20 protein-coding genes are annotated in these 23,343 nt (G+C 66.0%); 5 read left to right on the top strand and 15 right to left on the bottom strand.

Going from position 1 to position 23,343, the window contains the following annotated elements:
* Positions 1-120: 120 nt before the first annotated feature.
* Positions 121-354: a BrnA antitoxin family protein gene (locus tag V2L18_RS13825; RefSeq protein WP_336178846.1), complete on the top strand. Its 234-nt coding sequence runs from the start codon at positions 121-123 to the stop codon at positions 352-354.
* Between the two features lie 72 nt (positions 355-426).
* A complete protein-coding gene (locus V2L18_RS13830) occupies positions 427-864 on the top strand; it encodes an EamA family transporter (protein WP_336178847.1) in 438 nt (145 codons plus the stop codon).
* A gap of 7 nt (positions 865-871) precedes the next feature.
* Here the strand turns inward: V2L18_RS13830 and V2L18_RS13835 are convergent, their stop codons facing one another.
* The 6 genes from V2L18_RS13835 to dctP form a co-directional block, all read right to left on the bottom strand.
* Positions 872-1,969: an ATP-dependent RecD-like DNA helicase gene (locus tag V2L18_RS13835; RefSeq protein ID WP_336178848.1), complete on the bottom strand. Its 1,098-nt coding sequence runs from the start codon at positions 1,967-1,969 to the stop codon at positions 872-874.
* A 339-nt stretch (positions 1,970-2,308) separates the two neighbouring features.
* On the bottom strand, positions 2,309-3,847 hold the full coding sequence (locus tag V2L18_RS13840; protein WP_336178849.1) for a malonyl-CoA synthase: 1,539 nt from the start codon (positions 3,845-3,847) through the stop codon (positions 2,309-2,311).
* The gene (locus V2L18_RS13845) at positions 3,844-5,253 is read right to left on the bottom strand and encodes a malonyl-CoA decarboxylase (protein WP_336178850.1); all 1,410 of its coding nucleotides are present in this window, start codon (positions 5,251-5,253) and stop codon (positions 3,844-3,846) included. Before V2L18_RS13845 ends, V2L18_RS13840 begins: the two co-directional genes overlap by 4 nt.
* 17 nt (positions 5,254-5,270) lie before the next feature.
* Positions 5,271-6,578: a TRAP transporter large permease gene (locus V2L18_RS13850; protein ID WP_336178851.1), complete on the bottom strand. Its 1,308-nt coding sequence runs from the start codon at positions 6,576-6,578 to the stop codon at positions 5,271-5,273.
* Complete coding sequence (locus tag V2L18_RS13855) at positions 6,575-7,078, bottom strand: TRAP transporter small permease (protein ID WP_336178852.1); 504 nt, start codon at positions 7,076-7,078, stop codon at positions 6,575-6,577. Before V2L18_RS13855 ends, V2L18_RS13850 begins: the two co-directional genes overlap by 4 nt.
* A 252-nt stretch (positions 7,079-7,330) precedes the next feature.
* Positions 7,331-8,350 (bottom strand): TRAP transporter substrate-binding protein DctP, encoded by a 1,020-nt coding sequence (gene dctP / locus V2L18_RS13860; RefSeq protein WP_336178853.1) that lies wholly within the window; start codon positions 8,348-8,350, stop codon positions 7,331-7,333.
* A gap of 331 nt (positions 8,351-8,681) precedes the next feature.
* Between dctP and V2L18_RS13865 the strand changes: the two genes are divergently transcribed.
* Both V2L18_RS13865 and V2L18_RS13870 read left to right on the top strand, forming a co-directional pair.
* Positions 8,682-9,353, top strand: a complete 672-nt coding sequence (locus V2L18_RS13865) for a GntR family transcriptional regulator (protein ID WP_336178854.1) — start codon at positions 8,682-8,684, stop codon at positions 9,351-9,353.
* A gap of 152 nt (positions 9,354-9,505) precedes the next feature.
* Positions 9,506-9,784: a hypothetical protein gene (locus V2L18_RS13870; RefSeq protein WP_336178855.1), complete on the top strand. Its 279-nt coding sequence runs from the start codon at positions 9,506-9,508 to the stop codon at positions 9,782-9,784.
* On the opposite strand, the gene V2L18_RS13875 is transcribed toward V2L18_RS13870, so the two are convergent.
* The 6 genes from V2L18_RS13875 to V2L18_RS13900 form a co-directional block, all read right to left on the bottom strand.
* On the bottom strand, positions 9,771-10,310 hold the full coding sequence (locus tag V2L18_RS13875) for a cytochrome b (protein WP_336178856.1): 540 nt from the start codon (positions 10,308-10,310) through the stop codon (positions 9,771-9,773). The two genes, V2L18_RS13870 and V2L18_RS13875, sit on opposite strands and share 14 nt — an antisense overlap.
* Before the next feature lie 120 nt (positions 10,311-10,430).
* Positions 10,431-11,585 (bottom strand): GTP cyclohydrolase II RibA, encoded by a 1,155-nt coding sequence (gene ribA, locus V2L18_RS13880; RefSeq protein WP_336178857.1) that lies wholly within the window; start codon positions 11,583-11,585, stop codon positions 10,431-10,433.
* Positions 11,586-11,769: 184 nt separating this feature from the next.
* Positions 11,770-12,606 (bottom strand): class I SAM-dependent methyltransferase, encoded by an 837-nt coding sequence (locus V2L18_RS13885; RefSeq protein WP_336178858.1) that lies wholly within the window; start codon positions 12,604-12,606, stop codon positions 11,770-11,772.
* Positions 12,603-13,700 (bottom strand): glycosyltransferase family 4 protein, encoded by a 1,098-nt coding sequence (locus V2L18_RS13890; RefSeq protein ID WP_336178859.1) that lies wholly within the window; start codon positions 13,698-13,700, stop codon positions 12,603-12,605. The genes V2L18_RS13885 and V2L18_RS13890 overlap by 4 nt, the downstream gene beginning before the upstream one ends.
* Complete coding sequence (locus V2L18_RS13895) at positions 13,697-14,119, bottom strand: 6-carboxytetrahydropterin synthase (RefSeq protein WP_336178860.1); 423 nt, start codon at positions 14,117-14,119, stop codon at positions 13,697-13,699. Before V2L18_RS13895 ends, V2L18_RS13890 begins: the two co-directional genes overlap by 4 nt.
* A gap of 86 nt (positions 14,120-14,205) precedes the next feature.
* Positions 14,206-15,207, bottom strand: a complete 1,002-nt coding sequence (locus V2L18_RS13900) for a zinc-binding alcohol dehydrogenase (RefSeq protein WP_336178861.1) — start codon at positions 15,205-15,207, stop codon at positions 14,206-14,208.
* 56 nt (positions 15,208-15,263) lie between these two features.
* On the opposite strand from V2L18_RS13900, the gene mdoH reads away from it, so the two are divergent.
* Positions 15,264-17,084: a glucans biosynthesis glucosyltransferase MdoH gene (mdoH, locus tag V2L18_RS13905; protein ID WP_336178862.1), complete on the top strand. Its 1,821-nt coding sequence runs from the start codon at positions 15,264-15,266 to the stop codon at positions 17,082-17,084.
* Positions 17,085-17,152: 68 nt separating this feature from the next.
* Here the strand turns inward: mdoH and V2L18_RS13910 are convergent, their stop codons facing one another.
* From V2L18_RS13910 to V2L18_RS13920, 3 genes are all read right to left on the bottom strand, one after another.
* On the bottom strand, positions 17,153-20,437 hold the full coding sequence (locus V2L18_RS13910; protein WP_336178863.1) for an AAA family ATPase: 3,285 nt from the start codon (positions 20,435-20,437) through the stop codon (positions 17,153-17,155).
* A 177-nt stretch (positions 20,438-20,614) separates the two neighbouring features.
* Complete coding sequence (locus V2L18_RS13915; RefSeq protein WP_336179133.1) at positions 20,615-21,067, bottom strand: YaiI/YqxD family protein; 453 nt, start codon at positions 21,065-21,067, stop codon at positions 20,615-20,617.
* A 17-nt stretch (positions 21,068-21,084) separates the two neighbouring features.
* Positions 21,085-22,920 carry an ATP-binding cassette domain-containing protein gene (locus tag V2L18_RS13920; RefSeq protein WP_336178864.1) on the bottom strand — a complete coding sequence of 612 codons (1,836 nt, stop codon included), beginning with the start codon at positions 22,918-22,920 and terminating at the stop codon, positions 21,085-21,087.
* Between the last annotated feature and the right edge of the window lie 423 nt (positions 22,921-23,343).

Below are 23,343 nucleotides of genomic sequence, written 5' to 3' on the forward strand. Positions count from 1 at the left end.
TGCCTTCAGGCGGGCTTGTCCACCTTCTTCCTCTCCGGCGCGCGGTGAATGTGCTCACCGATCCTGGCACACTGTGCAATACTGGCCTTCCATTCCCCGAAAACTGAATCGGAACACCCCATGGCTCAGCATCGCTATACCTCCGCCAAGGATCAGGCCGAGGCGATGTTCAAGAAGGTCACGACCAAGCCCGCCCCGGAAACCCCGCAGGTGAGGCGCAACACCATTCCCGCCGGCAAGGAAAGCGTCACTCTGCGTCTCGACAACGATGTGCTCGCGCATTTCCAGGACGATGGCCCCGGCTGGCAGGATCGAATCAACGCCGCGCTGCGCAAGGCGGCCAGGCTGGAGTAGGGACTGTCGCCGGCGCCGGACGCATTTTCACGACGCAACGGGCGTCTTGCGGCGCTGTCGAGAGGTTCGACTGTGAAGGATCTGTTTCTCACCTGGCAGGTATGGGCCGTGCTCGCGGCCTGTTTCGCGGCACTGACCGCGATTTTCGCCAAGATTGGTGTCGAGAACGTCGGCTCGGATTTCGCCACGCTCATCCGCACCGTGGTCATTTTGCTCGTCATCGCCGGCATTGTCGTGGCTACGGGGCAATATCAGTCGTTTGGCTCGATCTCGGGTCGGACCTACCTGTTCCTGATCCTGTCCGGCATCGCGACGGGGGCGTCTTGGCTTTGCTATTTCCGCGCGCTGAAGCTCGGCGATGCCGCCCGTGTGGCGCCTATCGACAAGCTCTCCGTGGTACTGGTTGCGGTGTTCGGCGTGATCTTTCTCGGCGAACGCCTTTCGATGCCGAACTGGGCAGGTGTGGCGCTGATCGGGGCCGGCGCCGTTCTCGTCGCCTATCGGGGCTAGGATCGCCTTACTTGACGACGGTGATCTTCTCCGCCGCACGCGTCACCGCTGTGTAGAGCCAGCGCGCCTGATGCTCGCGAAACGCCCAGCTTTCGTCGAACAGCACCACGTCGTCCCACTGCGAGCCCTGTGCCTTGTGCACGGTCATCGCGTAGCCGTAGTCGAATTCGTCGGAGCGCCGGCGCAGCGCGTAGGGCAGATCGTCGGCGCCTTCGGAAAACAGCTCCGGCACAATGGAGACCCGGACCGACCGGCGGCGCGATCCTTCTTCCGGCTTGACGTCGTATTGCAGCTTGCCGCGCTTGGGCGGATGCGCGGTCTTGACGGTCCACAAGCCCCCGTTCAGCAGTCCCTTGGCCTTGTCGTTCCTGAGGCAGACGAGCTTCTCGCCCACCTCCGGCATCTTCGAGGAATAGCCCATCAGCTCGCGGATGCGGTCGTTGTAGAGCCGGCGCGTCTTGTTGCGTCCCACCAGCACCTGGTTGGCCGCCAGGATCGCCTCGGCATCGATCTCGCGACGGTGGATGACGCGGCTCTCGCCGTAGGTGCCGTAGTCGAGCGCCTTGCCCTCGCGGATGTCCATCGAAAGCCGGATGATCGGATTGTCGGCCGCCTGCCGGTGCACTTCCGACAGCATCACGTCGGGCTCGGCCTCGGTGAAGAAACCGCCGCCCTTCACAGGCGGCAACTGCGCCGGGTCGCCCAGCACCAGAACCGGCGTTCCAAAGGACAGCAGATCGCGGCCGAGATCCTCGTCCACCATCGAGCATTCGTCGATGACGATCAGTGAGGCCGACGCCGCCGCGCTGTCGCGGTTGATGGTGAAGGAGGGGCCCTCGCCCTCCTCGTCCTCGCCGCGCGGGCGGTAGATCATCGAATGGATGGTGGAGGCGCCGTCACAGCCCTTGGTCCTCAGCACATGCGCCGCCTTGCCGGTGAACGCACCGAAGGCGACGTCGCCCTCCACGCCTTCCGCAAGATGCCGGGCGAGCGTCGTCTTGCCCGTGCCGGCATAGCCGAACAGGCGGAATACCTGGGTGGGGCGGGCCTTCAGCCACGCCGATACTTCGCTCAGGGCTTCTTCCTGCTGCGGCGACCAATCCATGACGGGTTCGCGAATCCTTGGGCGTCGTTAAGGGTTCACGGTTCGTACACCGGGAATGGGGCGCGGGGGAAGGGGCGGAAAGGAGGGGAGAGGGAGGAACGCGAGAGGGAGAGAGGAAAATGGAGCGCCCTTTCGGGCGCGCTGATTACTGGATTCCGGATCAGCGCTCGGCTGCGCCTCGCTTGTCCGGAATGAGGGAGGTTGGGGCGGGCTTCAAGCTAGCCCCTTGTTCCTCATTCCGGGCGGTCTGTCGCGAAGCGGCATGGCCAGATCCGGAATCCAGCGCAAGAAGGGCGGCGAAGCCGCTCCACAGTTCTTTTCCGAGTGCTCCCCCGGCCCTCAAGCCCCGGTCTTTTCCTTGAACTCCGCCCCGTGCTCGTCCCTGAGCACATTCTTCTGCACCTTGCCCATGGTGTTGCGCGGCAGGGCGTCTGCGAAGAACACGCGCTTGGGCTGCTTGAAACGCGCGAGCCTGTCGCCGATCGCCGCCTTCACGCCATCCTCGGAGAGATTCGCGCCCTTCTTCGGCACGATGACCGCGACGACGCCCTCGCCGAAATCGGGGTGTGGTACGCCGATCACGGCGGATTCCGACACCCCGTCGAGTTCGTCGAGCACCAGCTCGATTTCCTTCGGATAGATGTTGAAACCGCCGGAAATGATCAGGTCCTTCTGTCGGCCGACGATGTGGACGTAGCCGTCGGCGTCGATCTGGCCGAGATCGCCGGTGATGAAGAAGCCGTCGGGCCTGAACTCGGAAGCCGTCTTCTCAGGCATTCGCCAGTAGCCGGAAAAGACGTTCGGCCCCTTCACCTCGATCATGCCGATCTTGCCCGGCTCCAGCTCCCCGCCCGTCTCCGGGTCCGCGATGCGCAGGGAGACGCCCGGCAGCGGGAAGCCCACGGTGCCTGCGCGGCGTTCGCCGTCATAGGGGTTGGAGGTGTTCATGTTGGTCTCGGTCATCCCGTAGCGCTCGAGAATGCGGTGACCGGTGCGCTCTTCGAACTCCACATGGGTTTCCGCCAGAAGCGGCGCGGAGCCGGAGGTGAAGAGCCGCATGTGCGCAACCAGTGGCCTGGTGAAGTCCTCGCGCGCAAGAAGCCGTGTGTAAAAGGTCGGAACCCCCATCATCGAGGTCGCGTCCGGCAGATGCGAGATGATCGCATCCGCGTCGAACTTGGGCAGGAAGATCATCGACCCGCCCGACACCATCACCGTGTTGCAGGCAACGAAAAGCCCGTGCGTGTGATAGATCGGCAGCGCGTGCAACAGAACGTCGTCGGCGGTAAAGCGCCAAGCCTCGACCAGCGTACGGGCGTTGTCGAGGAGGTTCGCGTGGCTCAGCATCGCCCCCTTGGAGCGGCCCGTCGTGCCCGACGTGTAGAGGATCGCGGCGAGGTCTTCGGCGGCGCGGGGCACATTTGCGAAATCGTCCGGCTGGCCGGCGGCGAGGTCCATCAGGCTGCCCGCGCCGTCGGCGTCGAGCGTCCTCAGCGCTGCCGCCGCGTCGCGGTCGATCTCGTGCAGGACCTTTTCCGAACGCGGATCGCAGACGATGAGGCTCGGCGCCGCATCGCCCACGAAATAGCCGATCTCGGTCGCGGTATAGGCGGTGTTGAGCGGCAGGAAGACGGCGCCTGCGCGCACCGTGGCGAGATAGAGCGCCAGCGCTTCCGGCGACTTCTCCACCTGCACCGCCACCCGGTCCCCCGGCTTCACGCCCAGCGCGACAAGCGCGTTCGCAAGCCGGCCCGTCAGCGCGATCATATCCGCGTAACTGATCTCGCCGCCGTCGGGGCGTCGGATCAGCGTTTTGGCCGGATCGCGCGGGCTGCCCAGCAGGGCGTCATAGAGCACGTTGGGGGAACCCTTCGTCATGCCGTATCCTTGTCCTTCTTTTCGATTTCGGGCTTCTCGATTTCGGGCTTTTTCGCCTTCCGCTCGGTGGAGGGCACGAGGCTGCGCACCGAACGGGCCGCCTTCACCTCGCGACGTGTCGCGTAGGCCTCGTGATTGGCCTCCACTTCCCCAAGGTCGTAAAGGTAATTGACCATCACGCCGGCCGACTGCGCGAGCCCCTTGGACGAGGTGTCGCCGAGCCAGTCGATCTGGCGCAGCATGGCGCCGTTGCCGAGGTGAAAGCGCGCCACGGGATCGATCGGCTGACCATCCGGGCGCTTGGCGTTGAGATAGTATTCCGCCGCCAGACCCTTGATCAGCGGTTCGGCCTTGCCCGCGACATCTTCATCGCGATGCCAGCCTTCGGTGGCTGTCAGCGCGAGCGCCTGTGCCGCGCGTCCATCCGGATCTTTCTCCGCCTGAGCCTGGATCCAGCGCGTCAGACCCGGTGCGGGCGACAGCGTGACGAAGGTCTTCAGCCCCGGTATCTCGTGCGCTAGATCCTCGGCCACCTGCTTGATCAGGAAGTTGCCGAAGGAAACGCCCCTGAGGCCCGTCTGGCAGTTGGAGATGGAATAGAAGGTTGCTGTCGTCGCCTTGTCCGGGCTCAGCACCTCGCGCTCCTCCGACAAGAGCGTCTGGATCGAGTTAGGGATCTCGCGCGACAGAGCCACCTCCACGAAGATCAGCGGATCGTCCGGCATGGAAGGGTGGAAGAAGGCGAAGCAGCGCCGATCGGCCGGCTGCACCCGGCGGCGCAGCTCGTCCCATGTGTGGATTGCGTGCACCGCCTCGTATTCGATGATCTTTTCCAGGATGTGTGCCGGGGTTTCCCAGTCGATGTGGCGCAGCACCAGGAAGCCGCGGTTGAACCACGAGCTGAACAGCCGGCCGAAATCCGCATCGACCCGCGCCAGCGCCGGATTGTCGGCAAGCAGCGGCAGCAGCGCCTCGCGCATGTGCACGAGCGCGGGCGTGCCGCCCGGCGCAAGATTGAGCCTTCGCAGCAACTCCTGGCGCGGAGGTTCGCTTGCCGCGATCAGTTCGGCCAGCGCCTCGTTGGTGTGGTTCTCGCGGTAGGCGGCGGCGGCCCGCGCCACACGTTCCGGGTCCGGATCGTAGGGCTCGCCGAGGAGGATCAGGAATGCCTTGCGACCTTCCTCGTCCAGCGTATCGAACCCGCGCAGGATCTCGCTTGCGAGCGCCACGCCGGATGCCTCGCCGCGCGAGGAAAGCAGCGCCTGGCACAACGCCTCCAGGCTTTCGGCGGAGTAGGTGCCGTCGCGCCCCTCCATCAGCCGTGCGCCTCGGCTCACCAGGGCCGACAGCATGTCCTGCAGCATGCTCATGCGCTTGGTCTCTCCCCGTTGTTCGATCGTCGTCATTTTCAGTCCTTTCCGGGTCACCCCATCATGGTCTTAGGCAACCATGTGGCGATCTCGGGAAAGACACACAACAGCACGATGCCCAGAACCATGCACAGTACATAGGGCAGCGAGCCGCGAAGGATCTGGGAAAGCCGTATATCCGGCGCGATTCCATTGATGACATAGAGATTGAGCCCCACCGGCGGGGTGATCAGCCCGATCTCCATGTTGATGGTGAGCACCACCGCGAACCAGTAGGGATCGAAACCGGCCTGCGTGATGATCGGCAACAGGATCGGCGCCGTCATCAGGATCACCGCGACCGGCGGCAGGAAGAAGCCGGCCACCAGCAGGAAGAGGTTGATCACCCCCATCAGCACCCAGCGGTTGACGTCCAGATCTGCGATCCAAGCGGCGATGGACTGGGTTATGAACATCGACGACAGCGTGAAGGAAAAAAGCTCCGAGGCGCCGATGATCATCATGATCATGACACTTTCCTTCAGCGTGTCGCGCAGCACGGCCCATAGCGGCCGTGCCTTCCACAGCCGGTAGATCACCATCACCAGCACGATGCAGAAGACCGCGCCCACGCCCGCCGCTTCCGACGGCGTCGCCACCCCGCCATAGAGAACGTAGAGGATCCCGGCGATGATCAGCAGGAACGGGATGACCTTCGGCAGCACCTCGAAGCGTTCGCGCATGGTGAAGCGCTCGGTCACGTCCGATAGTCCGATGCCGCGGCGCCGGCAGGAATAGAGCGTCCAGGCCATGAACAGGCCCGTCAGCATGGCGCCGGGCAGGATGCCCGCCAGGAAAAGCCGGCCGATCGAGGTTTCAGTCGCGATGCCGTAGACGATCATGGTGACCGACGGCGGAATGAGAATGCCGAGCGTGCCGCCGGCGGCGATGGAGCCGGCGGCGATCTCCTTCGGGTATCCGCGGCTCGTCATTTCCGGGATGCCCATCTTGCCGATGGCCGCGCACGTTGCGGGCGACGAGCCGGAAAGGGCGGCGAAGATCGAGCAGGCGCCGAGGTTGGAGAGCACCAGCCCGCCCGGCACCCGGTTCAGCCAGCGGTCGAGCGCCAGATAGAGATCCTTGCCGGCCGGCGAGGAGGCGACCGCCGCGCCCATCAGGATGAACATCGGAATGGAGACGAGCGAGAACGAGGCGAGCCCGCCGAAGAACGTTTCGCCGAGGATCGACAGCGAACCGGTGCCTTCCACGACCATCAGCGTGACGATGGAGACGAAGCCGAGCGCGAAGGCGATCGGCGTGCCGATGGCGAGAAGCGCGATCAGCGCGAGAAGAACCAGCGCTCCGATGGCGAGAGGCGTCATAGGATGGCCTCCTTGCGCCCATTGCCGGCAAAGGGGCGCAGGATCTCCGCCACGTATTGCAGGCACAAAACGCCGATGCCGAGCGGCAGCGGTGCCAGCGGGATCCACAAGGGCGGTGCCCAGACCGTGTCCGTCGTCCAGCCGTTGGTCCACGCTTCCTCGAAATAGATCCAGCCCGACCAGGCCAGCAATGCGGCGAAGGCGAGCCCCACGAGGCCGGCCACCACGTTCATGACCAGCCGCACCGGTCGCGGCATGGCATTGGGCAACAGGTCGACATTCACGTGTCCGCCTTCCAGAAGCACGAAGGGCGAGCCGAGAAACGTCGCGGCGACGAGCGCATAGATGACGAACTCGGTCTGCCAGACGGTCGAGCCGTTCAGCACGTAGCGCACGAACACCATCTGGCACACGACCAGCGCCGCACCCGCGACCAGCAGGATCGCAATGACGCCAAGGACGCGAGAAAGGCTCGAGACGAGGGAGATATAGGCTTTCATGAAGGTGTCCTGACGCGGGCCGAGGCTCTCGGAAGTTGGACGTGTTCCGGGTTGGGTGGCTTGCGCCCTCTCCCCCTTGTGGGGGAGATGTCACGCTCTCGCGTGACAGAGGGGGGGGGGAGGCGGCAAGTTTGGTGCGGGCGGCTCACCCCCCTCTGTCGGCCATAGGCCGACATCTCCCCCGCAAGGGGGGAGAGGGGTGCAAGCCTCGGGCGCTCGGGTGCCCGCACCATAAGGCGGCCGGGTTTGTCGCTATTCCACCGCCAGCGCGGCGTCGATCATCGCCTGTCCGCCTTCGACCTTTTCCGCGAAGTTCTTGTAGGAGGTCGCCTTCGCGATCTCGAGCCAGGCCTGATAGTCGTCCGAGCTCATTTCCACGACCTCGACGCCCGCATCCTCGAAGGTCTTGACGAGCTTGTCGTCGAGCCCCTTGGCCTCGCCGGCGAAGTAGTCCTGCGCCACCTTGCCGGCCGCCATCAATGCGTCCTGCTGCTCCTTGCTAAGCGCATCGAAGGACCGTTTGGACATCAGGATCGGCTCATACATGAACCACAGCGCATTGGCGCCGGGCTTGGTCAGGCACTTGACCTGTTCGTAGAGCCGGTAGGAAACGAACGATCCGGACGAGGTGTTTGCCGCGTCGAGCACGCCCGTTTGCAGCCCGGTGTAGATCTCCGACGAGGGCATGGAGGCGATCGAACCGCCGGCCCCCACCAACATCTGCTCGAAGGCGGGGCCCGCGGCGCGTGTCACCTGCCCCTTGATCGTCTCCGGCGAGGTGATGCAGCGCTCCTTGGAGGCGAACGCTCCGGCGAGCCATGCGTCAGACAGCACCACCACGCCGGCGTCGTTGATCACCTGCTTGATCTGCTTCATGAAATTGGAGGAATTCAGCCGCGCCGCGCGCTCGTGATTGCGCACCAGCCCCGGCATCAAGGTGGCGGAGAATTCCGGGTGACGGCCGGACGCGTAGTCGAGCGGGAAGGCGGAGATGTCGAGCTGGCCCTTGACCATCGCGCCCCATTGTTCCTTCGCCTTGAACAGCGACTGGCCCGGATAGACCTGGATCTTCAGGCCCACATCGGCCTTTTCCACTTCGCGCGCCAGGATCTGCACCATCTCGTCGCGCACGTCGCCCTTGCCGCCGGGCCACTGGTGTGAGGCCTTGAGCGTGACGTCGGCGGCCGAGGCGATGCCCATGAGGCCTGTCGCCCCCAGGGCTGTGGTGATGGCGGCCACAGTGATGGATTTCCGCAAGGCGGTTGTCAGCATGTCGTTTCCTCCCGCCGGTCGTTGCCGGCATTTTTATAACGTTAGGGAAGTGTAGCTTGACGGAGGCGTGCACACAGAGTCAAGGTTGTTGTATACAAGAAATGACACAAAAATAGGCGCTTTATGCCGTAGGGGACGTGGAAGCCTAAACGGTTGTCTCAACAATTCCGTTTCGTCGCGGGGGCATGACCTTGAAGCCGGGAAAAGATTTTGCGCCGTTTCGTCCCCCGGGCTCCGGTGACGTCACGAGCGGGGGAGGGCTCCCTATCGCGAGCGCCGGGCGCAGATGGGAGCAGGATGCGATGGAGCAGGGGTAACGTGAGGCGTGTTGATGAGTGAGCGTATCGCCGACCGGCTGCGCGACCAGCTTGAACAGGACATCCTGACGGGAACCTATGCGCCCGGCGACAGGCTCGACGAGGTGCGCCTTGCCACCCGCTTCGATGTCTCGCGCACCCCGATCCGTGAGGCGATCCAGCATCTTGCGGCCTCGGGGCTGGTGGAACTGAAGCCGCGCAGGGGCGCCTTCGTGCGCAAGCCGTCGATTTCGGAGATCATCGAGATGTTCGAGGTGATGGCGGAACTCGAAGGCATGTGCGGCCGGCTTGCGGCACGCCGGATCACAAGGGCGCAGACCGTGGAGCTGACCGCCGCTTTGGAGGCCTGCGAGGCCTCCTGTTCGCGCGGCGAACTCGACCGCTACTACTACGAGAACGAGCGCTTCCATTTCCTGATCTATCGCGCCGGCGGCAACGGCTATCTCTGCGCCCAGGCGATGGCGCTGCATCGCCGGCTGAAGCCCTATCGACGCCTGCAACTTTGCGTGCGCGGGCGCATGCGCCGCTCGCTTGCCGAGCATCGCGCCATCGTCGCGGCCATCGTCAGGGAAGAGCCTGAGGAGGTGGAAACCATCCTCAAGAGCCACATCCTCATACAGGGCGAGGGGTTTAACGACCTCGTCGCGGGCCTTGAGCGCGAGAAGGGGCTGGCGGAAGCTGGATAGGCCCTATCCGGGCCTAGAGCGCTTTCCGTTCAGACGGAATCGTCTGAACGGAAAGCGCTCCAGATCAATCCCTCTGGCACATTGGCTCACATGCGGCGATAGGGCCGGATTTTGCCCTCCAAATCCACCGGCTGAGACCCTATATCGGAGCCATGCGCACCTTTATCGCCCTGCTGCTGCCCGTCCTTGTCGCCCTTGCCCTTGGCTCGGTCGCCGTCGCGCAGCTGTCACCGAGCGGGGCGGAACTGTTGCAGCGCCAGCAACAACAGACCGATCAGGCGCTGCGCGACTCCCTGCGCCAGCGCCAGCAGCAGATCCGCGATCGCCAGAACGACGAGACCCGCCGCAAGGCAGACGAGCTTCTGCGGCGCCAGAACACGCCAGCCTATACCCGCGATCCCTTTGCCCCGCCGCCGATCAGGCGCCGGTGACCATCCGCATGAGCGTGCGGTCGCGGCGGATGTAATGGTGATAGAGCGCCCCGGCGATATGCATGAGCACAAGCGCCGCCATCGCCAGCCCCAGCGTCTCGTGAAGCTCGAAGAACGTGTCGGCCATGGCCTTGTCCTTGCCGACGACGGGCGGGAGCACGAACAGCCAGAACACGGTTATGGGCGCACCGAAGGCCGATGTGCCGATCCAGCCGATGATGGGCTGCACCAGAAGCAGCACATAGAGCAGGACGTGGACGATGTGCGCGACAAGTCTCTGGAGGGCGGGAATGTCTTCGATGATTGGCGCCGGCGGCGATTTCAGCCGCCACAGGAGCCGGCCCGCGGTAATGACGAAAAGCACCACTCCACACGAGCGGTGAAAGTCGAACAGGAAATTCTGGAGTGCACCGGACGGCACGTTCCCCATCGCGATCCCGGCTGGGATCATGGTCAGGACCAGCGCGGCGGTGACCCAGTGAAACGACCGCGCCGTCGCGCCATAGGCGACTTCATCTGTCTGCATGCAATGTCTCCCCTCCGAAAGGCGAAGGAAACACTAGCCGAAAATGCGTAGTCTGTCGTTAGGTTATGATGCCTGCGCCAGGGCATCGGAAACGCGTCCGATCGGCCGAGTCGCCAGGCGTCAAACCGTCTCCAGAAATCCGGCCGTATCGAGCAGGTGTCCGGCGCGGCGCGCCTTGGTTTCCAGGTAACGGCGGTTGTCGCCATTGACCTCGGTTACCACCGGCATCCGGTCGACGACCTCGATGCCCGCATCCGCAAGCCCCCGGAGCTTGGTCGGATTGTTGGTCAGAAGCGTGATGCGCTCCCAACCCATGCGCTTCAGCATGAAGCCTGCTGCGTGGTAGTCGCGCTCGTCGTCGTGGAAGCCCAGCACCATGTTCGCATCGACGGTGTCGAGCCCCTGATCCTGCAGCGCGTAGGCGTGCATCTTGTTGGCAAGCCCCAGCCCGCGCCCTTCCTGATCGAGATAGATCAGGCAGCCGCCGCCGAGTTCGTCCAGCCTGCGCAGGGCGAGCTGTAGCTGTTCGCCGCAATCGCAGCGTCTGGAGCCGAAGATGTCGCCGGTGAGGCAGGAGGAATGAACGCGCACGGGCACGGGCTTTTCCGCGTCCGGCTCGCCAACGACGACCGCCGTGGCGATGCCGCCGATGGCATTGCGGAAGATCACGAAACGCGTCGATATTCCTTCCGCGATGGGCACGCGGGCCTCGCTCACCGGCTTCAGCGTGGCCGCCAGCCGGGCCCGGAAGCGCTCCACCTCCTCCGCCTTCACCACGATCAGGCTCTCGTCGACGGGGGCAGGCGCGGGATTGCGCGCGACCAGACAGGCCGGGATGCGCTGTGCGAGCTTGGCAAGCTCCACCGCGGCTGTCGCCGCGCGGCCTGCCGCTTCGAACGGCAAGACCGAAGCCGGCTGCGATATCAGCTCGGGTGCGGTCGCGATTTCCATCAATTGCAGGGCGCCCGGGCCACCCGCCGCCGGCGATGCGACGGGCGTGGCGACGGCGCCGTGCGTGATCTCGGGCGCAAGCCGCATCATCCTTGCCCGAACCGCCGACAGCACGAGATCGGCCTCTCCGCCGCACAAACCATCGATGAATGCAGCGATCTCGTCGTCGCCGCACCCGTCCAGCACCAGCGCGAAGCGCAAGCCGTCCTCGCAAGCGACGGCGAGCGGCCGGCGACCCTGCATCTCGCCAAGGGACCGGTGAACCGCCGTCAGGATCGGGTCCCCGAAGGACTGGAACGAAGAGCTAGTGTTCTTTTGCAGCATCACACGCGTTTCATGACTGAGAGGCCACGACGTGGCATCGGGGGTGGCGATCCGGCGCTCAATCCGGCACGAGCGACGGCAGACCGCTCAAGCAAACTCCGGCGGCCCTTTCCGGTTTCCACGGGTCCAGTTCCCAAGGGGCAGCCACCCTACCAGAGGCGGTTGCCGGAAAAAGCCATATTTTCTACACGCTGCCGTGAACGGCGGTTGGCACGTCGGCTTGCGGGCGGGCGAAGACATCCACGTGGCCGACGCGAATGCACGACCTGCCCGCTGCGACCGCCGCGAGCCGAAACGCTTTCCAGTCCGCTAGATCGTCGGCGGAAATCCCGCCGGTTTCCCCTGCCGCCAGTGCCCAGCCGCCGATCAGTTCGCTCTGGAAGATGGGTTCGCTTGTCCGGCAAGTCCAGTCGGAGCGCGCCTGCATCACGGAAAAGTCAGCCCTTTCAAGGAGCTCGACTATCTTCTGCGCCGCGTCGGGACCGAGTGCCGGACCAAAACCCTTGTCGCCGCGCTGATGCCGGTTGACGCGTTCCGTGATCCTGTCGTCGAGGGGATGTGCCGGCTCGCAGCTCACCCGTCCGTCGTAGCTGAGTGCCGCGTAGAAGGGCAGACCGCGGTTCGCGAGCGTCGCGACCAGGCGCGCCGCCCAGTCCTCGGAGACGAGATCGAGAAAGGCCGAGGTCGTGACGAGATCCGCGTCCGCGATCACCGCTCCAGGATCGTCGGCAAGGTCCGCCGCGATCGTCTCAAGTTCCTCGATGCCGGCGCGCCCGCCACATTCGCTGCGCGCCCGCTCAAGCAGCGCCGGATCGTTATCGACGAGCCGCCAGCGCTGGGCGGAGCCGATCGAAGGGGCAAGCGCCCGCAGCGTCGAGCCGGTGCCGCAGGCGAGATCGACAATGCGCGGTGCGGCCTTGCCGGCGACTGAGCGCACGGCGGCGTCGCGTATCTCGCGGGCGCGGGCCCGTTCGTCGGCCGGTTCGCGCAAGGAGAGCCAATCGGCAGAAAATCCTGTCATCGCGTCTTCTCCCTCGGTTGTGTGAAGCGCGCGACCGCGGCCGCGAATTCGTCCGCAGCCGTGTCCCAGTCCGGCAGGCGCGCCGCGGCCCTGCGCGCACCGGCGGCAAGCTCTTCGCGCATGGCGGCATCTGTCAGCAGCTGTCTGAGGGCCTTGCGAAAGCCGGCCGCATCGGCCGCGGGAAACACCCGCCCCGCACCTTCGGGCACCGTTTCGGCTACCGCACCGTCGCCAGTCGCCAGCACCGGAACGCCATGCGCCACCGCTTCGGCAAAGACCATTCCGTAGCCTTCGTAGCGGGTAGCGAGGACGAACAGATCCGCCTGTCCGTAAAGCGCGTCGAGTGCCTCTCGTCCGACGACGCCGTGCAGCGTCACCCGACCGGCGAGTGCCGGGGATCTTGCCTTCTCGCGGATCCGTGCCGCGCAATCGGGATCGAAGTCAGGACTGCCGGCGATATCGAGGTGGAACGGCATGTCCGCCATGGTCGAAAGGGCATCCAGCAGGATCTCGTGTCCCTTGCGCGGCACCAGCGATCCCACCGCGAGAAGCCGGATCGGGTCATCGCTCGTGCGCTGTCGGCGGTCCGGCGCCGGCCCTGACCCGCCGGTCCCATGCGTACCCGGGCGCACGACGACGATCTGAGCCGGCGCAACTCCGTAGTCTGCCGTCAGGACGCGTGCGGTCGCCGGGCTCGGCACGATCACGCCCCTGCATCCGGCAAGCGCGTGACGCTCGCTCGTCCGCAGGCCCTCGGCCGTTTCGCGGGACAAGCCGCTTTCGAGCGCCAGCGGGTGATGGACGAGGCCGATCAGCGGTCGTCCGGCCCCCAGCGTCGCTGCCGCCGCCGGCAGCACGCCGAGCGCCAGTCCGTCAATGACCACGGGAACCGCCTGGGGCAGGCCGGAAAGCTGCGCCAGGGCCCGCTCGCACACCTCGGTTGCGGCGAAGGGAAACCCAACGCCCAGAGAGAGCGGCATCAGCGACCAGCCGCGCCGCTCCAGCCCGGCCATAATGCGGCGGTCGTATTCGTAGCCGCCGCTCGGTGTGTCGAGCGCGCCGGGATAGGCGAAGACGAGCCGTGCGCCCGTCATTTGCCGCCGCCGCTCTCCGCGCCGATCGGGCCCTCGTACCAGGCGCGCGCCACGTGGCTTTCCGAAAGCGTGACGCGGATCCTGTCGATTTCCGCGCCGGGGCGCCCCAGCCCGTCCGCGCGCGCCACCTCGCTCAGCTTCTCGTGGATGTAACCGGTCAGGAATTCCGTCGTGGTGTTGATGCCGGCAAACGCCTCGACCTCGTCGAGATTTCGGTAGTTGAGCGGCGCCAGGATCGCCTTCAGCGCCTCGTGCGCCCGCCCGATATCGATGACGACGCCATTGGCATCGAGACTGCGCGCCAGGAAGGCGGCATCGACCACGAAGGTCGCCCCGTGCAGGGCCTGGGCCGGGCCGAAAAGGCTGCCCGCAAAACTGTGGGCGATCATGATGTGGTCGCGAACTTCGACGGCAAACAAGCGGGTACACTCCGTGGGTTGAATCCGGTTTCGTTCGGGCGGGGTCCTCGACGCGCAACAGGATGGCTTCGCCAACTTCTCGCGCGTCACGCCGTGCCGTAGTCCACCACCTGGCAGAGCACGCCGCTCTGCCTGTCGAAGATGCGCGGCAGCGCTTCGGGCAGGCTGCGGAAGGCGATCGGCTCCTCAAGAAGCCCATCGAGGCGGGCATCGTCAAGAAGCGCGATGGCGGTCCGGTTGCGCCGGGCGAAATCCCAGCGGGCGCGATGGTCGGCCGGAATGCGTCCGACCTGGCTTGCCGCGATCCTGAGCCGCCGGCTGTGAAAGGCCCCGCCGAGCGGCACTTTGACGGGCTTTTCGCCGTACCAGCTCATCTCCAGGACAAGGGCCTCGTCGCCGGCAAGCGACAGGGCCGTCTCCAGCCCGGCCTCGCTGGCGCTGGCATGGATCACGAGGTCGTTATCGGCGCGCGCGCGATCCGGTGTGGCGAAGGAGAGCCCCAGGTCTTCGGCAAGCCGAGCCCGCGTGCCGTTCACGTCGACAAGCTCCACCGAGGTTGCCGGGATCTTCGCGCAGAGCCAGGCGGTCAGCAATCCGATCACGCCGCCGCCGACCACACTAATGTGATCGCCCGGCGCTGGCCGTGCATCCCACGTGGCGGTAAGGGCTGTCTGCATGTTGCCGCAAAGAACCGCTCTTGTTGGCGGAATGTGATCGGGCAGGAGCGTCGCCGCGGAAACCGGCGCGTCGAAGAGGGTCTGGTGAGGGTGCAGAACGAAGACGGTCCGACCGATCCATTCCGATGGCCCGGCCGCCACGCGGCCGACGCTCTGGTAGCCGTATTTGACCGGGAAGGGAAAGCTGCCGGCCTGCATTGGCGCGCGCATGCGCTGCCATTCCTCTTCCGGCACCGCGCCGGCAAAGACGAGGCTCTCGGTTCCCCGGCTGATGCCGCTGCTAATGGTCTCAACGCGAATGTGATCGGGCGGAAGCTCACCCAGCGTCTCCTGCCGTATTGCGGCGCAACGAGCGCCGATGTACCAAAGCGCTTCGGCCACCGTGGACCCCGTCGTTGCTCTTTCAGCCATTGCCGGTTTCCTTCATCCGCCGCAGTCGGGTCGGCGTCATTTCGAGTAAATCAGACATGAGTTCTGCCGCCGTGTTCCCTGATCGATCCGCGCATGTCTCGCCCAGTGCAATGACCCGCCGGCGCATCGTCTTTGCCGTGCTGGTCGGTGCGAGCCTCGCCGGCCTCGCACTGCTGATGTTCGCCTCCATGCACCGCGGCGGCATCCTGCCGGTCGAGGGCGTGTTGCTGGCGCTCTTTCTCGTCACGCTGCCCTGGCTCGTCATAGGCTTTTGGAACGCCGTGATCGGCCTTGCGCTCATGCGCTTGTCCCGCAATCCGGCCGTCGCCGTCAATCCGCTGCTGGCCGACGAGGACGCCTTGGCGCCGATCGCGCGTTCCACCGCGATCCTCGTGTGCCTGCGCAACGAGGAGGTCGAGGGCGTCGCCCGCAGCGTGGAAACGATGCTGGAAGGACTGCTTCAGGAAGGCGTCTGCCGGCATTTCCATCTTTATCTGCTCTCCGACAGCTCGTGGGACGAGATCATCGGCGCGGAGGAGAGGCTTGCCGCCTCCCTTCAGGCGCGCTGGGGTGCGGATATCGCGGTCACCTACCGCAGGCGGAGCGACAATCACGCCTTCAAGGCCGGCAACATCCGCGATTTCTGCGAGCGTTGGGGGGCTGCGCACGATTTCGCCCTCGTGCTCGATGCCGACAGCTACATGGATGCGCCCGCCATCCTGCGCCTCGTGCGGCTGATGCAGCGTCACGAGAGGCTCGGCATCGTGCAGAGCCTCGTGGTCGGCCTGCCGACGATGAGCGCCTTTGCCCGCATCTTCCAGTTCGGCATGCGGCTCGGCATGCGCTCCTACACGCTGGGCTCGGCCTGGTGGCAGGGCGACTGCGGCCCCTACTGGGGACACAACGCCCTCATTCGTCTTGAGCCTTTCATCGCCGCATGCCACCTGCCGGAGCTTTCCGGCAGCGGGCCTCTGTCGGGCCCCGTCCTCAGCCACGATCAGGTGGAGGCCGTGCTGATGCGCCGGGCGGGCTACGAGGTCCGCGTTCTGCCGCTCGAAGGCGGCAGCTTCGAGCAGAACCCACCGGACCTGATCGAGTTCATCCGCCGCGATCTGCGCTGGTGCCACGGCAACATGCAGTATCTGAAGCTTCTCGGCATGAAGGGCATCCGGCCGGTCAGCCGCATGCAGCTCGTGCTCGCCATACTGATGTTTGCCGGCTCGCCGGCCTGGGTCGCCTTCATGATGCTCTCCGCAGGCCTTGTCATCTTTCAGGACAACGCGGTCCTGAATTTCGATCCGGTGCTCGGTGGCGCGCTCTTCGCCAGCATCATGGGAATGGTCTTCGCGCCGAAGCTCGCCACCGTCCTCGATATTCTCGCGACCCCGGAGCGCCGGCGCGCTTTCGGCGGCACGGCGCGGATCCTCGCGGGCGTTGTCGCGGAGATTGTCTTTTCCATGCTGCTCGCGCCTGTCATGGCGCTCGCCCACACCGTCTTCATCGCCAGGCTGGCGCTGGGGCGCGGCGGTACATGGTCTGCCCAGCGGCGGGGGCTCCACGCGGTGCCCTACGCCAGCGCCGTACGCAGGCTTTGGCCGCAGACCCTGTTCGGCGCGGCCGGCGTCGCCTGGTTCGCGTCCTTCGCCACGCCCGTTCTGATCCCTGCGCTGCCAGTTTTCCTGGGGCCGCTCGTTTCCATTCCGCTGGCCAGATGGACGGCATCGCTTTCCTGGGGACGCGCGGCGCTGGCGAGCGGGCTTTGGCGCATTCCCGAAGAGGCCGCGCCCAACCCGGATCTGTGCAAGCTCGGCCTTCCCGCCCTGCCGGCGCTCGAACCCGGCGCCGCGCTGGCCGAAGCACCGGTGGCTGCCGAATAGCCAGGGAAGAACCGTCTTGGGCGACCGGCGTCTTGGGCGACCGGCCGGCAGGCGCGTGGATCGCCCGCTCAGGCGGCGTTTTCTTGCAGGAAGGTTTCGAGTAAGGCCATGCCCGCGCGGTCCTCGCCTTCGCGGCAGCGTTCCAGGGTTTCGGCGACGACCGTACGCGCCTCCTTGCACCGTGCCGTTGCGGTGAGCCAGTGGCCGAAGTCAAGCGCGGTGCGGGCTTCGAACAGCAGCAGTCCGCGCTCGCGCGTGCGCCTGAGGGCGGCGGTGAACAGGCGTTCGGTCCGCCGGGGTGCCGCCGTATCCTTGCCAAGCAGCGCGCGTGCGCGCCACAGCTCGCTCTCAAACAGCGTTTCTCCATCCTCCCGCGCGATCCGGCACGCTGTCTCCAGCCGCTTGAGGGCCCGTTTGTCCGCACCCAGCCTCTGGTCGCCATTGGCGAGGATTGCGATGAGGTGAGGGCGCGCCACGCCCGCTCCGGTGCCGATGAAGGCATCGAAGCCGGCCTCCGCCTGCCGCAGCCCCTCCGCCGCGTTGCCCATGCGGATCAGCGCGTTTCCCTGAACGACCCGCGACCAGGCGGCCCAGAACCGCAGATCCCGATTGGTGCAGAATTCGACCGCCGTTTCCGCCGCATCGCCGCATTCGGCAAGCTCCAGCAGGTCGAACAACATGGCCCGGCACAGCAGCGCATAGCCGAGATTGTGATTGTGATTCGTCTCCATCGCGATGCGCATTGATTGTCGGCTCGTCTCCAGCGCGGTTTCGCTCAACCCGAGCAGAGCCTGCGACAGCGCCAGCAGCGAGAGCGAGGCGGTGCGCAGATCGGGGCCAAAAAGCACGGAGAGATAGCCCGGCCGCGCCTCCTCGTGGCGCAGCGCGACAGTCGAGAAATGGCGGCAGGCCTCCTGCAGGCGGCCGTTCCAGAACAAGGCCACGCCATATTGCCGGCGGGCTTCCATTTCGTAGGAGCGTTCCTGCGCAAGCTGCGCCGTCGCAAGGCAGGTGCGGGCAAGACCGAGCGCTTCGCGGTTGCGTCCGCGCACGGTCAGGATGAGCTGCTTGCCGAGCTGCGCCGACGCGGTCAGGCCACGGTCGCCGTTCTTTTCTTCGCCGAGCTTGCGCGCCTCGTCGAAGCAGTGTTCCACACCGAGCCCGCCGACGCCCTTTTCCATCATCCGCACGGTGCCGAGCGCGACCAGCGCCTCCAGCTCTGCGTCCGTGCGCTTGGTCTCGTCTGCGATGGTGCGGGCGATCCGCCGCGCCTCCTCGTAGCTCGACCGCGCCTCCGTCATGTTCGAGCGTCGCGCGGCGTGCTGTCCCGCGGTAAGCCAGTGGCGGACCGCGGTTTCCGGCATGCCGGCCCTGCAGGCGTGATGGGCGAGCAGCTCCGGCCTGGCGCCGGAAGCCACGCTGCCGGCCACTTCGGCGCCGCCGTTTTCCTCCAGCAGCGCCAGCAGGCAGGCGTGGATGTATTTCCTGTCGTCGCGCCACAAGCCGGCATAGGCGGCGTCCTGCACCAGCGCGTGCTTGAAGCGATAGCTGTCGCCGAGATCGGAGACGGGACAGATCAGATCCGCTTCCACAAGTCGGTTCAGCGCATCCTGAAGCAAAGCCTCCCGCTTGCAGGGGCCGTGGGTTCCCGGCATCGCTATGCCGGGCATGTCGGCAAGCCGCATGAGCATCTCGCGCGAGAATTCCCGCCCGATGCAGGCACCGATCTGGGCAATCCATTTGGGCGAGGGGCCGCCGGGCAGGCCGAATCGCAGGCGGTCCAGGCGGGCGGCCAGCGAATCGCGCAAGGTCGCGGGAATGCCGTCGTCGGGGCCGCGCACGGAGCTGTGTTGGGGCAAGGTGGCTGCATCGCTCGCCTTGTCGATGACCGCCCGCGTCAGTTCCTCGATGAAGAGCGGCACGCCATCGGAACGCTCCACAATCCGGTCGATCCAGTCGCCACGAAGCGGGCCGGCTCCCGCAAGGTGCGCGATGCTGGCGGCGATCCGTGCTGCATCGCGGCGGCCCAGCCTTTCCAGTGTGAGCACGCGGCTGTTGGGGGCATTGTGCAGCGCGTCCAGCGGTGCGCATGGCCCGGTCCGGGGGGAAGGGCGAGAGGTGAGGAGGATCATAACCGGCCTGCACACGCTTCCCGCAGCCAGCGCCTCGATGAGGTCCAGAGAGGCCGCATCGGCCCAGTGAACGTCCTCGACAAAGAGGATGACGGGATGGCGGTCGGCAAGTGCCGCGAGGCACGTCACCATCAGCGCCGCAGTGCGCCGGGCTATTTCGGTCTGCGTCAGCATGCCCAGAAGCGGAAGGCATTGCGCCGCCGCAAGGCCGATCAGATGGCCGAGCAGCGGCACCGAATAGCCGTCGCGGATGCCGAGCCCGGCAAGGAAGGCACGCAGCCGGTGGACCTTGGCCTCCTCCGTGTCGGTCTCTTCCAGTCCGATGAAATGGCTGAGGCCGGCCGCGAAGGGATGCAGCGTCGTGCGCGAGCACAGTGCGGAACATTGCAGCTCGATATCGCGCGGGCGCGCCTCGCCGAGGCCTTCCAGGAAGTGCCGCACCAGCCGCGACTTGCCGATCCCGGCATCGCCCGTCACCAGAACCACCTGTCCGCGGCCGGCACAGGTCTGCCGCCAGGCGTCGCACAGGGCCGATTGCTCGTGCGCGCGGTTGACGAATTCGGAAAGCCTGCCGCCGCCGCTCCGCTCGAAGCGGGTGCGGCGGGGCTCCGCGGCCACTGGCCGGTGCACGGTGATCGGGTCGCGAAATCCCTTCAGCCGGGCCGTGCGGGCGGGTGCGAAGCGGAATTCGCTCCGCGTCAGGCGATAGGTCGTGTCGTCCACCAGCGCCATGTTCTGCCCCGCGCCGGTCTGGAGACGTGCGGCCAGGTTCGGTGCGGGGCCGAGAAGCTCAAGTCCGTCAGGATCGCTCGCACGGTTGTCGACGATCGCCACTTCGCCGGTCGCGATGCCGATGCGCAGGCGAAGCGGCGTTGCGCTGTTGTCGCCGACCGCGCAACGCCGGTTTTCGCGTTCCATGTGGGACAGCACGCCAAGCGCGGCCATTACCGCGCGGCTCGCATTGTCCTCGTGCGCGGCGGGATATCCGAAGCAGCACAGAATGCCGTCGCCCTTGTGGTGGCAGATGATGCCGCCCAGCGAACGCACCATTTCGCGGACGGTTTCGCGATAGCGGTTCATCACCGCCCAGAGATCTTCCGGCTCCAGCGCGCACGACATGGCAGTCGATTGCACGATGTCGCAAAAGATAACGCTTACCTGCCGGCGCTCGGATGTAACTCCATGCGCCGGTGCGCGCGCAACGTCTCCTGGGGTGCTCAACGGCAGTAACCCGACCTGCTGCGGTTAATCCGAAGTGCACAACGAACATTGCGCCGCTCGATCGTTCGATCGCGGCAGCCTATTATTTTCCGTTAGGTAAATCTTGTAGCGGAAGAGGCCGTTTGTCCAGTCTTCCATTTGATAGAGGCCGGGCGGCAATACGACGGCTAAGGGCTGTCAGCGGCAGCGCCGTGCCGCCTGCACCATGTTTTCAAGCGCGGACAGGAAGGCGGACCGATCCTTCTGGCTCACCGCCCGTCCGCCTCCGCGAATCTCCCCTGTTTCGCGCAGGTGCCGGTTGAGATCGCGCATGGCAAGCGCCATGCCGATGCCCGCCCCGTCGAACGGTTTGCCGGACTGGCCCAGAACCTGCGCGCCCTTCTCCAGACAGCGCGAGGCGAGCGGGATGTCGTTGGTAATGCAAATGTCGCGTGCGGTGATGGCGTCTGCGATCCAGTCGTCTGCCGCGTCCGGACCTTCGGGCACAATGACGCGCTTCACCAGCGGGCTGTCGTCGAGCCGCATCCACTGGTTGGTGACGAAATGCATGGTGAGCCCGTGCCGTTCGCCCACGCGCACCACCTCCGCCTTCACCGTGCAGGCGTCGGCGTCCACGTAAATCTCGGGCAGGGCGGGCTTTTCTGCGTTCACCGGCCTTCCAGCTCCTCGCGCAGCATTTCCAGTTCCAGCCACTGTTCCTCGGCTGCCGCCAGTTCGCCCTCCAGCCGCTCCAGCTCCGCCGTCACCTGGGAAAATCCGTCCGCATCGCGCGAATAGAAGGCGGGGTCCGCGATCTTCGCGCGCCGCGTGGCGATATCGGCCTGAAGCGTCTCCATCCGGCCGGGCAGGGTCTCCAGCGCGTGCTTTTCCTTGAACGACAGCTTGCGCTTCGCCGTCTGCGGCTTTCCTGCCGGTGCGCTGTCCGGCGAACCCGTCTGCGGCTTGCCGGGCTTGGCCGACGCTTGCGCACCCTCATTGCGCGCCCGCACCCCGTGGCCGCGCTGGGCGACCATGTCGGAATAGCCGCCGGCATATTCGATCCAGGTGCCGTCGCCCTCGCCCGCGATGACCGATGTCGCCACCCGGTCCAGGAAATCGCGGTCGTGGGAGACAAGGATCACGGTGCCGGTGTAGTCGGCGATCAGTTCCTGAAGGAGATCGAGCGTCTCCAGGTCGAGATCGTTGGTCGGCTCGTCGAGCACCAGCATGTTGGAGGGCGTGGCGAGCGCGCGTGCCAGCATCAGCCGGCCGCGTTCGCCGCCCGAAAGCGCGGAAATCGGCGTTCCCGCCTGTTCCGGAGTGAACAGGAAATCCTTCATGTAGGCGACGACGTGCTTGGTGACGCCGCCGATCTCCAGCTTGTCGCCGCGTCCGTCGGTCAGCGCCTCGCGCAGTGTCCATGCGGGATCGAGGCTCGCCCGGCGCTGGTCGAGCGTCACCATCTGGAGGTTGGTGCCGAGCTTGATCTTGCCGCTGTCGGGCTGAAGCTTTCCCGTCAGAAGGTTCAGCAGCGTCGTCTTGCCCGCGCCGTTCGGCCCGATGATGCCGATCCGATCGCCGCGCTGGATGATGGTGGAGAACCGGTCGACGATCGCGCGCTCGCCAAAAGCCTTGGAAATCTCCTCGGCCTTGACCACCTCCTTGCCGGAGGTTTCACCCTCGCTTGCGGTCAGCTTGACGTTGCCCTGGGACTTGCGCTGTTCGCGGCGTTGCGTGCGCAGGTCGGCGAGGGCGCGCATGCGTCCCATATTGCGCTTTCGCCTTGCGGTGACGCCGTAGCGGACCCAATGCTCCTCGGCCACGATCTTGCGATCGAGCTTGTGGCGGTCGCGCTCCTCCTGCTCCAGAACGTCGTCCCGCCATGCCTCGAAATTGGCAAATCCCTGGTCCATCCGACGCAAGGTGCCGCGGTCCAGCCACAGCGTGGAGCGGGCGAGATCCTGAAGGAAACGGCGGTCGTGCGAGATCAGGACGAGGGCCGAACGCATGGAGGAGAGCTCCTCCTCCAGCCACTCGATCGCCGGCAGGTCGAGGTGGTTGGTCGGTTCGTCCAGCAACAGGATGTCGGGAACCGGCGCCAGAACCCGCGCCAGCGCCGCCCGCCGGGCTTCGCCGCCGGAAAGCTGCTCGGGGTGCTCCTCCCCGGTCAGGCCCAGCTCGTTCAACAGATATTGGGCCCGGTAATGGTCGTCTCCCGGCGCAAGCCCTGCTTCCACGTAGGCGAGCGTGGTCGCGAAGCCGGAAAGGTCCGGTTCCTGCGGCAAGTAGCGCACCGTGGCACCGGGCTGCACGAAACGGCGGCCGCCGTCGGCCTCGACAAGGCCGGCGGCGATCTTCAGCAGGGTCGATTTGCCGGAGCCGTTGCGCCCGACGAGGCACAGCCGGTCGCCCGGCGCGACGGCCATCTCGACATCCTCGAACAGCGCGGTGCCGCCGAAGGTGAGCCGGATCGATTGCAGGGTGAGGAGCGGTGGAAGAGCCATGATACATGCGCATGTACCCTTGCCGCGCTCGCCCGGCAAGGCTCGCGTAAGCTTGCGGTGCATGATCCTCGGTCTACGACCCGGTCCATCCGGCCCTTCGCCTTCTGCCCGGCCCCTCCTGCCCAACCCGTCCCGGGAGGGGCGGCTGTGCGAGGGGCGCCGGGCTGGTCTCTTTCGCTGGGTGCTCTTGTCAGGCCTCTTGTCCGGGGCTCTCGCCCGGCCCACTTGTGCAGTCCACGTGCTCGGCCAGTCGGTTCAGCCAGTCAGTTCGGATCAGCGGCATTGTTTGCGATGCGGTAGCCGAAAACCGCTCGATATTCCGCAGGTGCAGCTGGAGCGAGGGGGTGTCGTGTCGCGTGTGTTTTGTCGTCGCCAAGAAAAGAGATACACGGCGCGCAATCGCAAGGTTACAAGGCGCGCCGG

Source organism: Breoghania sp. JC706, assembly GCF_037026715.1.
Lineage (GTDB): Bacteria > Pseudomonadota > Alphaproteobacteria > Rhizobiales > Stappiaceae > Breoghania.

Excerpts from the sequence above, each read along its gene's own strand:
- V2L18_RS13845 (WP_336178850.1), bottom strand. The coding sequence starts at position 5,253 with ATGACGACGATCGAACAACGGGGAGAGACCAAGCGCATGAGCATGCTG.
- V2L18_RS13850 (WP_336178851.1), bottom strand. The coding sequence starts at position 6,578 with ATGACGCCTCTCGCCATCGGAGCGCTGGTTCTTCTCGCGCTGATCGCG.
- V2L18_RS13835 (WP_336178848.1), bottom strand. The coding sequence starts at position 1,969 with ATGGATTGGTCGCCGCAGCAGGAAGAAGCCCTGAGCGAAGTATCGGCG.
- mdoH (WP_336178862.1), top strand. The coding sequence starts at position 15,264 with ATGAGTTCTGCCGCCGTGTTCCCTGATCGATCCGCGCATGTCTCGCCC.
- ribA (WP_336178857.1), bottom strand. The coding sequence starts at position 11,585 with ATGCTGCAAAAGAACACTAGCTCTTCGTTCCAGTCCTTCGGGGACCCG.
- V2L18_RS13825 (WP_336178846.1), top strand. The coding sequence starts at position 121 with ATGGCTCAGCATCGCTATACCTCCGCCAAGGATCAGGCCGAGGCGATG.
- dctP (WP_336178853.1), bottom strand. The coding sequence starts at position 8,350 with ATGCTGACAACCGCCTTGCGGAAATCCATCACTGTGGCCGCCATCACC.
- V2L18_RS13890 (WP_336178859.1), bottom strand. The coding sequence starts at position 13,700 with ATGACGGGCGCACGGCTCGTCTTCGCCTATCCCGGCGCGCTCGACACA.
- V2L18_RS13920 (WP_336178864.1), bottom strand. The coding sequence starts at position 22,920 with ATGGCTCTTCCACCGCTCCTCACCCTGCAATCGATCCGGCTCACCTTC.
- V2L18_RS13865 (WP_336178854.1), top strand. The coding sequence starts at position 8,682 with ATGAGTGAGCGTATCGCCGACCGGCTGCGCGACCAGCTTGAACAGGAC.
- V2L18_RS13870 (WP_336178855.1), top strand. The coding sequence starts at position 9,506 with ATGCGCACCTTTATCGCCCTGCTGCTGCCCGTCCTTGTCGCCCTTGCC.
- V2L18_RS13855 (WP_336178852.1), bottom strand. The coding sequence starts at position 7,078 with ATGAAAGCCTATATCTCCCTCGTCTCGAGCCTTTCTCGCGTCCTTGGC.
- V2L18_RS13885 (WP_336178858.1), bottom strand. The coding sequence starts at position 12,606 with ATGACAGGATTTTCTGCCGATTGGCTCTCCTTGCGCGAACCGGCCGAC.
- V2L18_RS13875 (WP_336178856.1), bottom strand. The coding sequence starts at position 10,310 with ATGCAGACAGATGAAGTCGCCTATGGCGCGACGGCGCGGTCGTTTCAC.
- V2L18_RS13900 (WP_336178861.1), bottom strand. The coding sequence starts at position 15,207 with ATGGCTGAAAGAGCAACGACGGGGTCCACGGTGGCCGAAGCGCTTTGG.
- V2L18_RS13840 (WP_336178849.1), bottom strand. The coding sequence starts at position 3,847 with ATGACGAAGGGTTCCCCCAACGTGCTCTATGACGCCCTGCTGGGCAGC.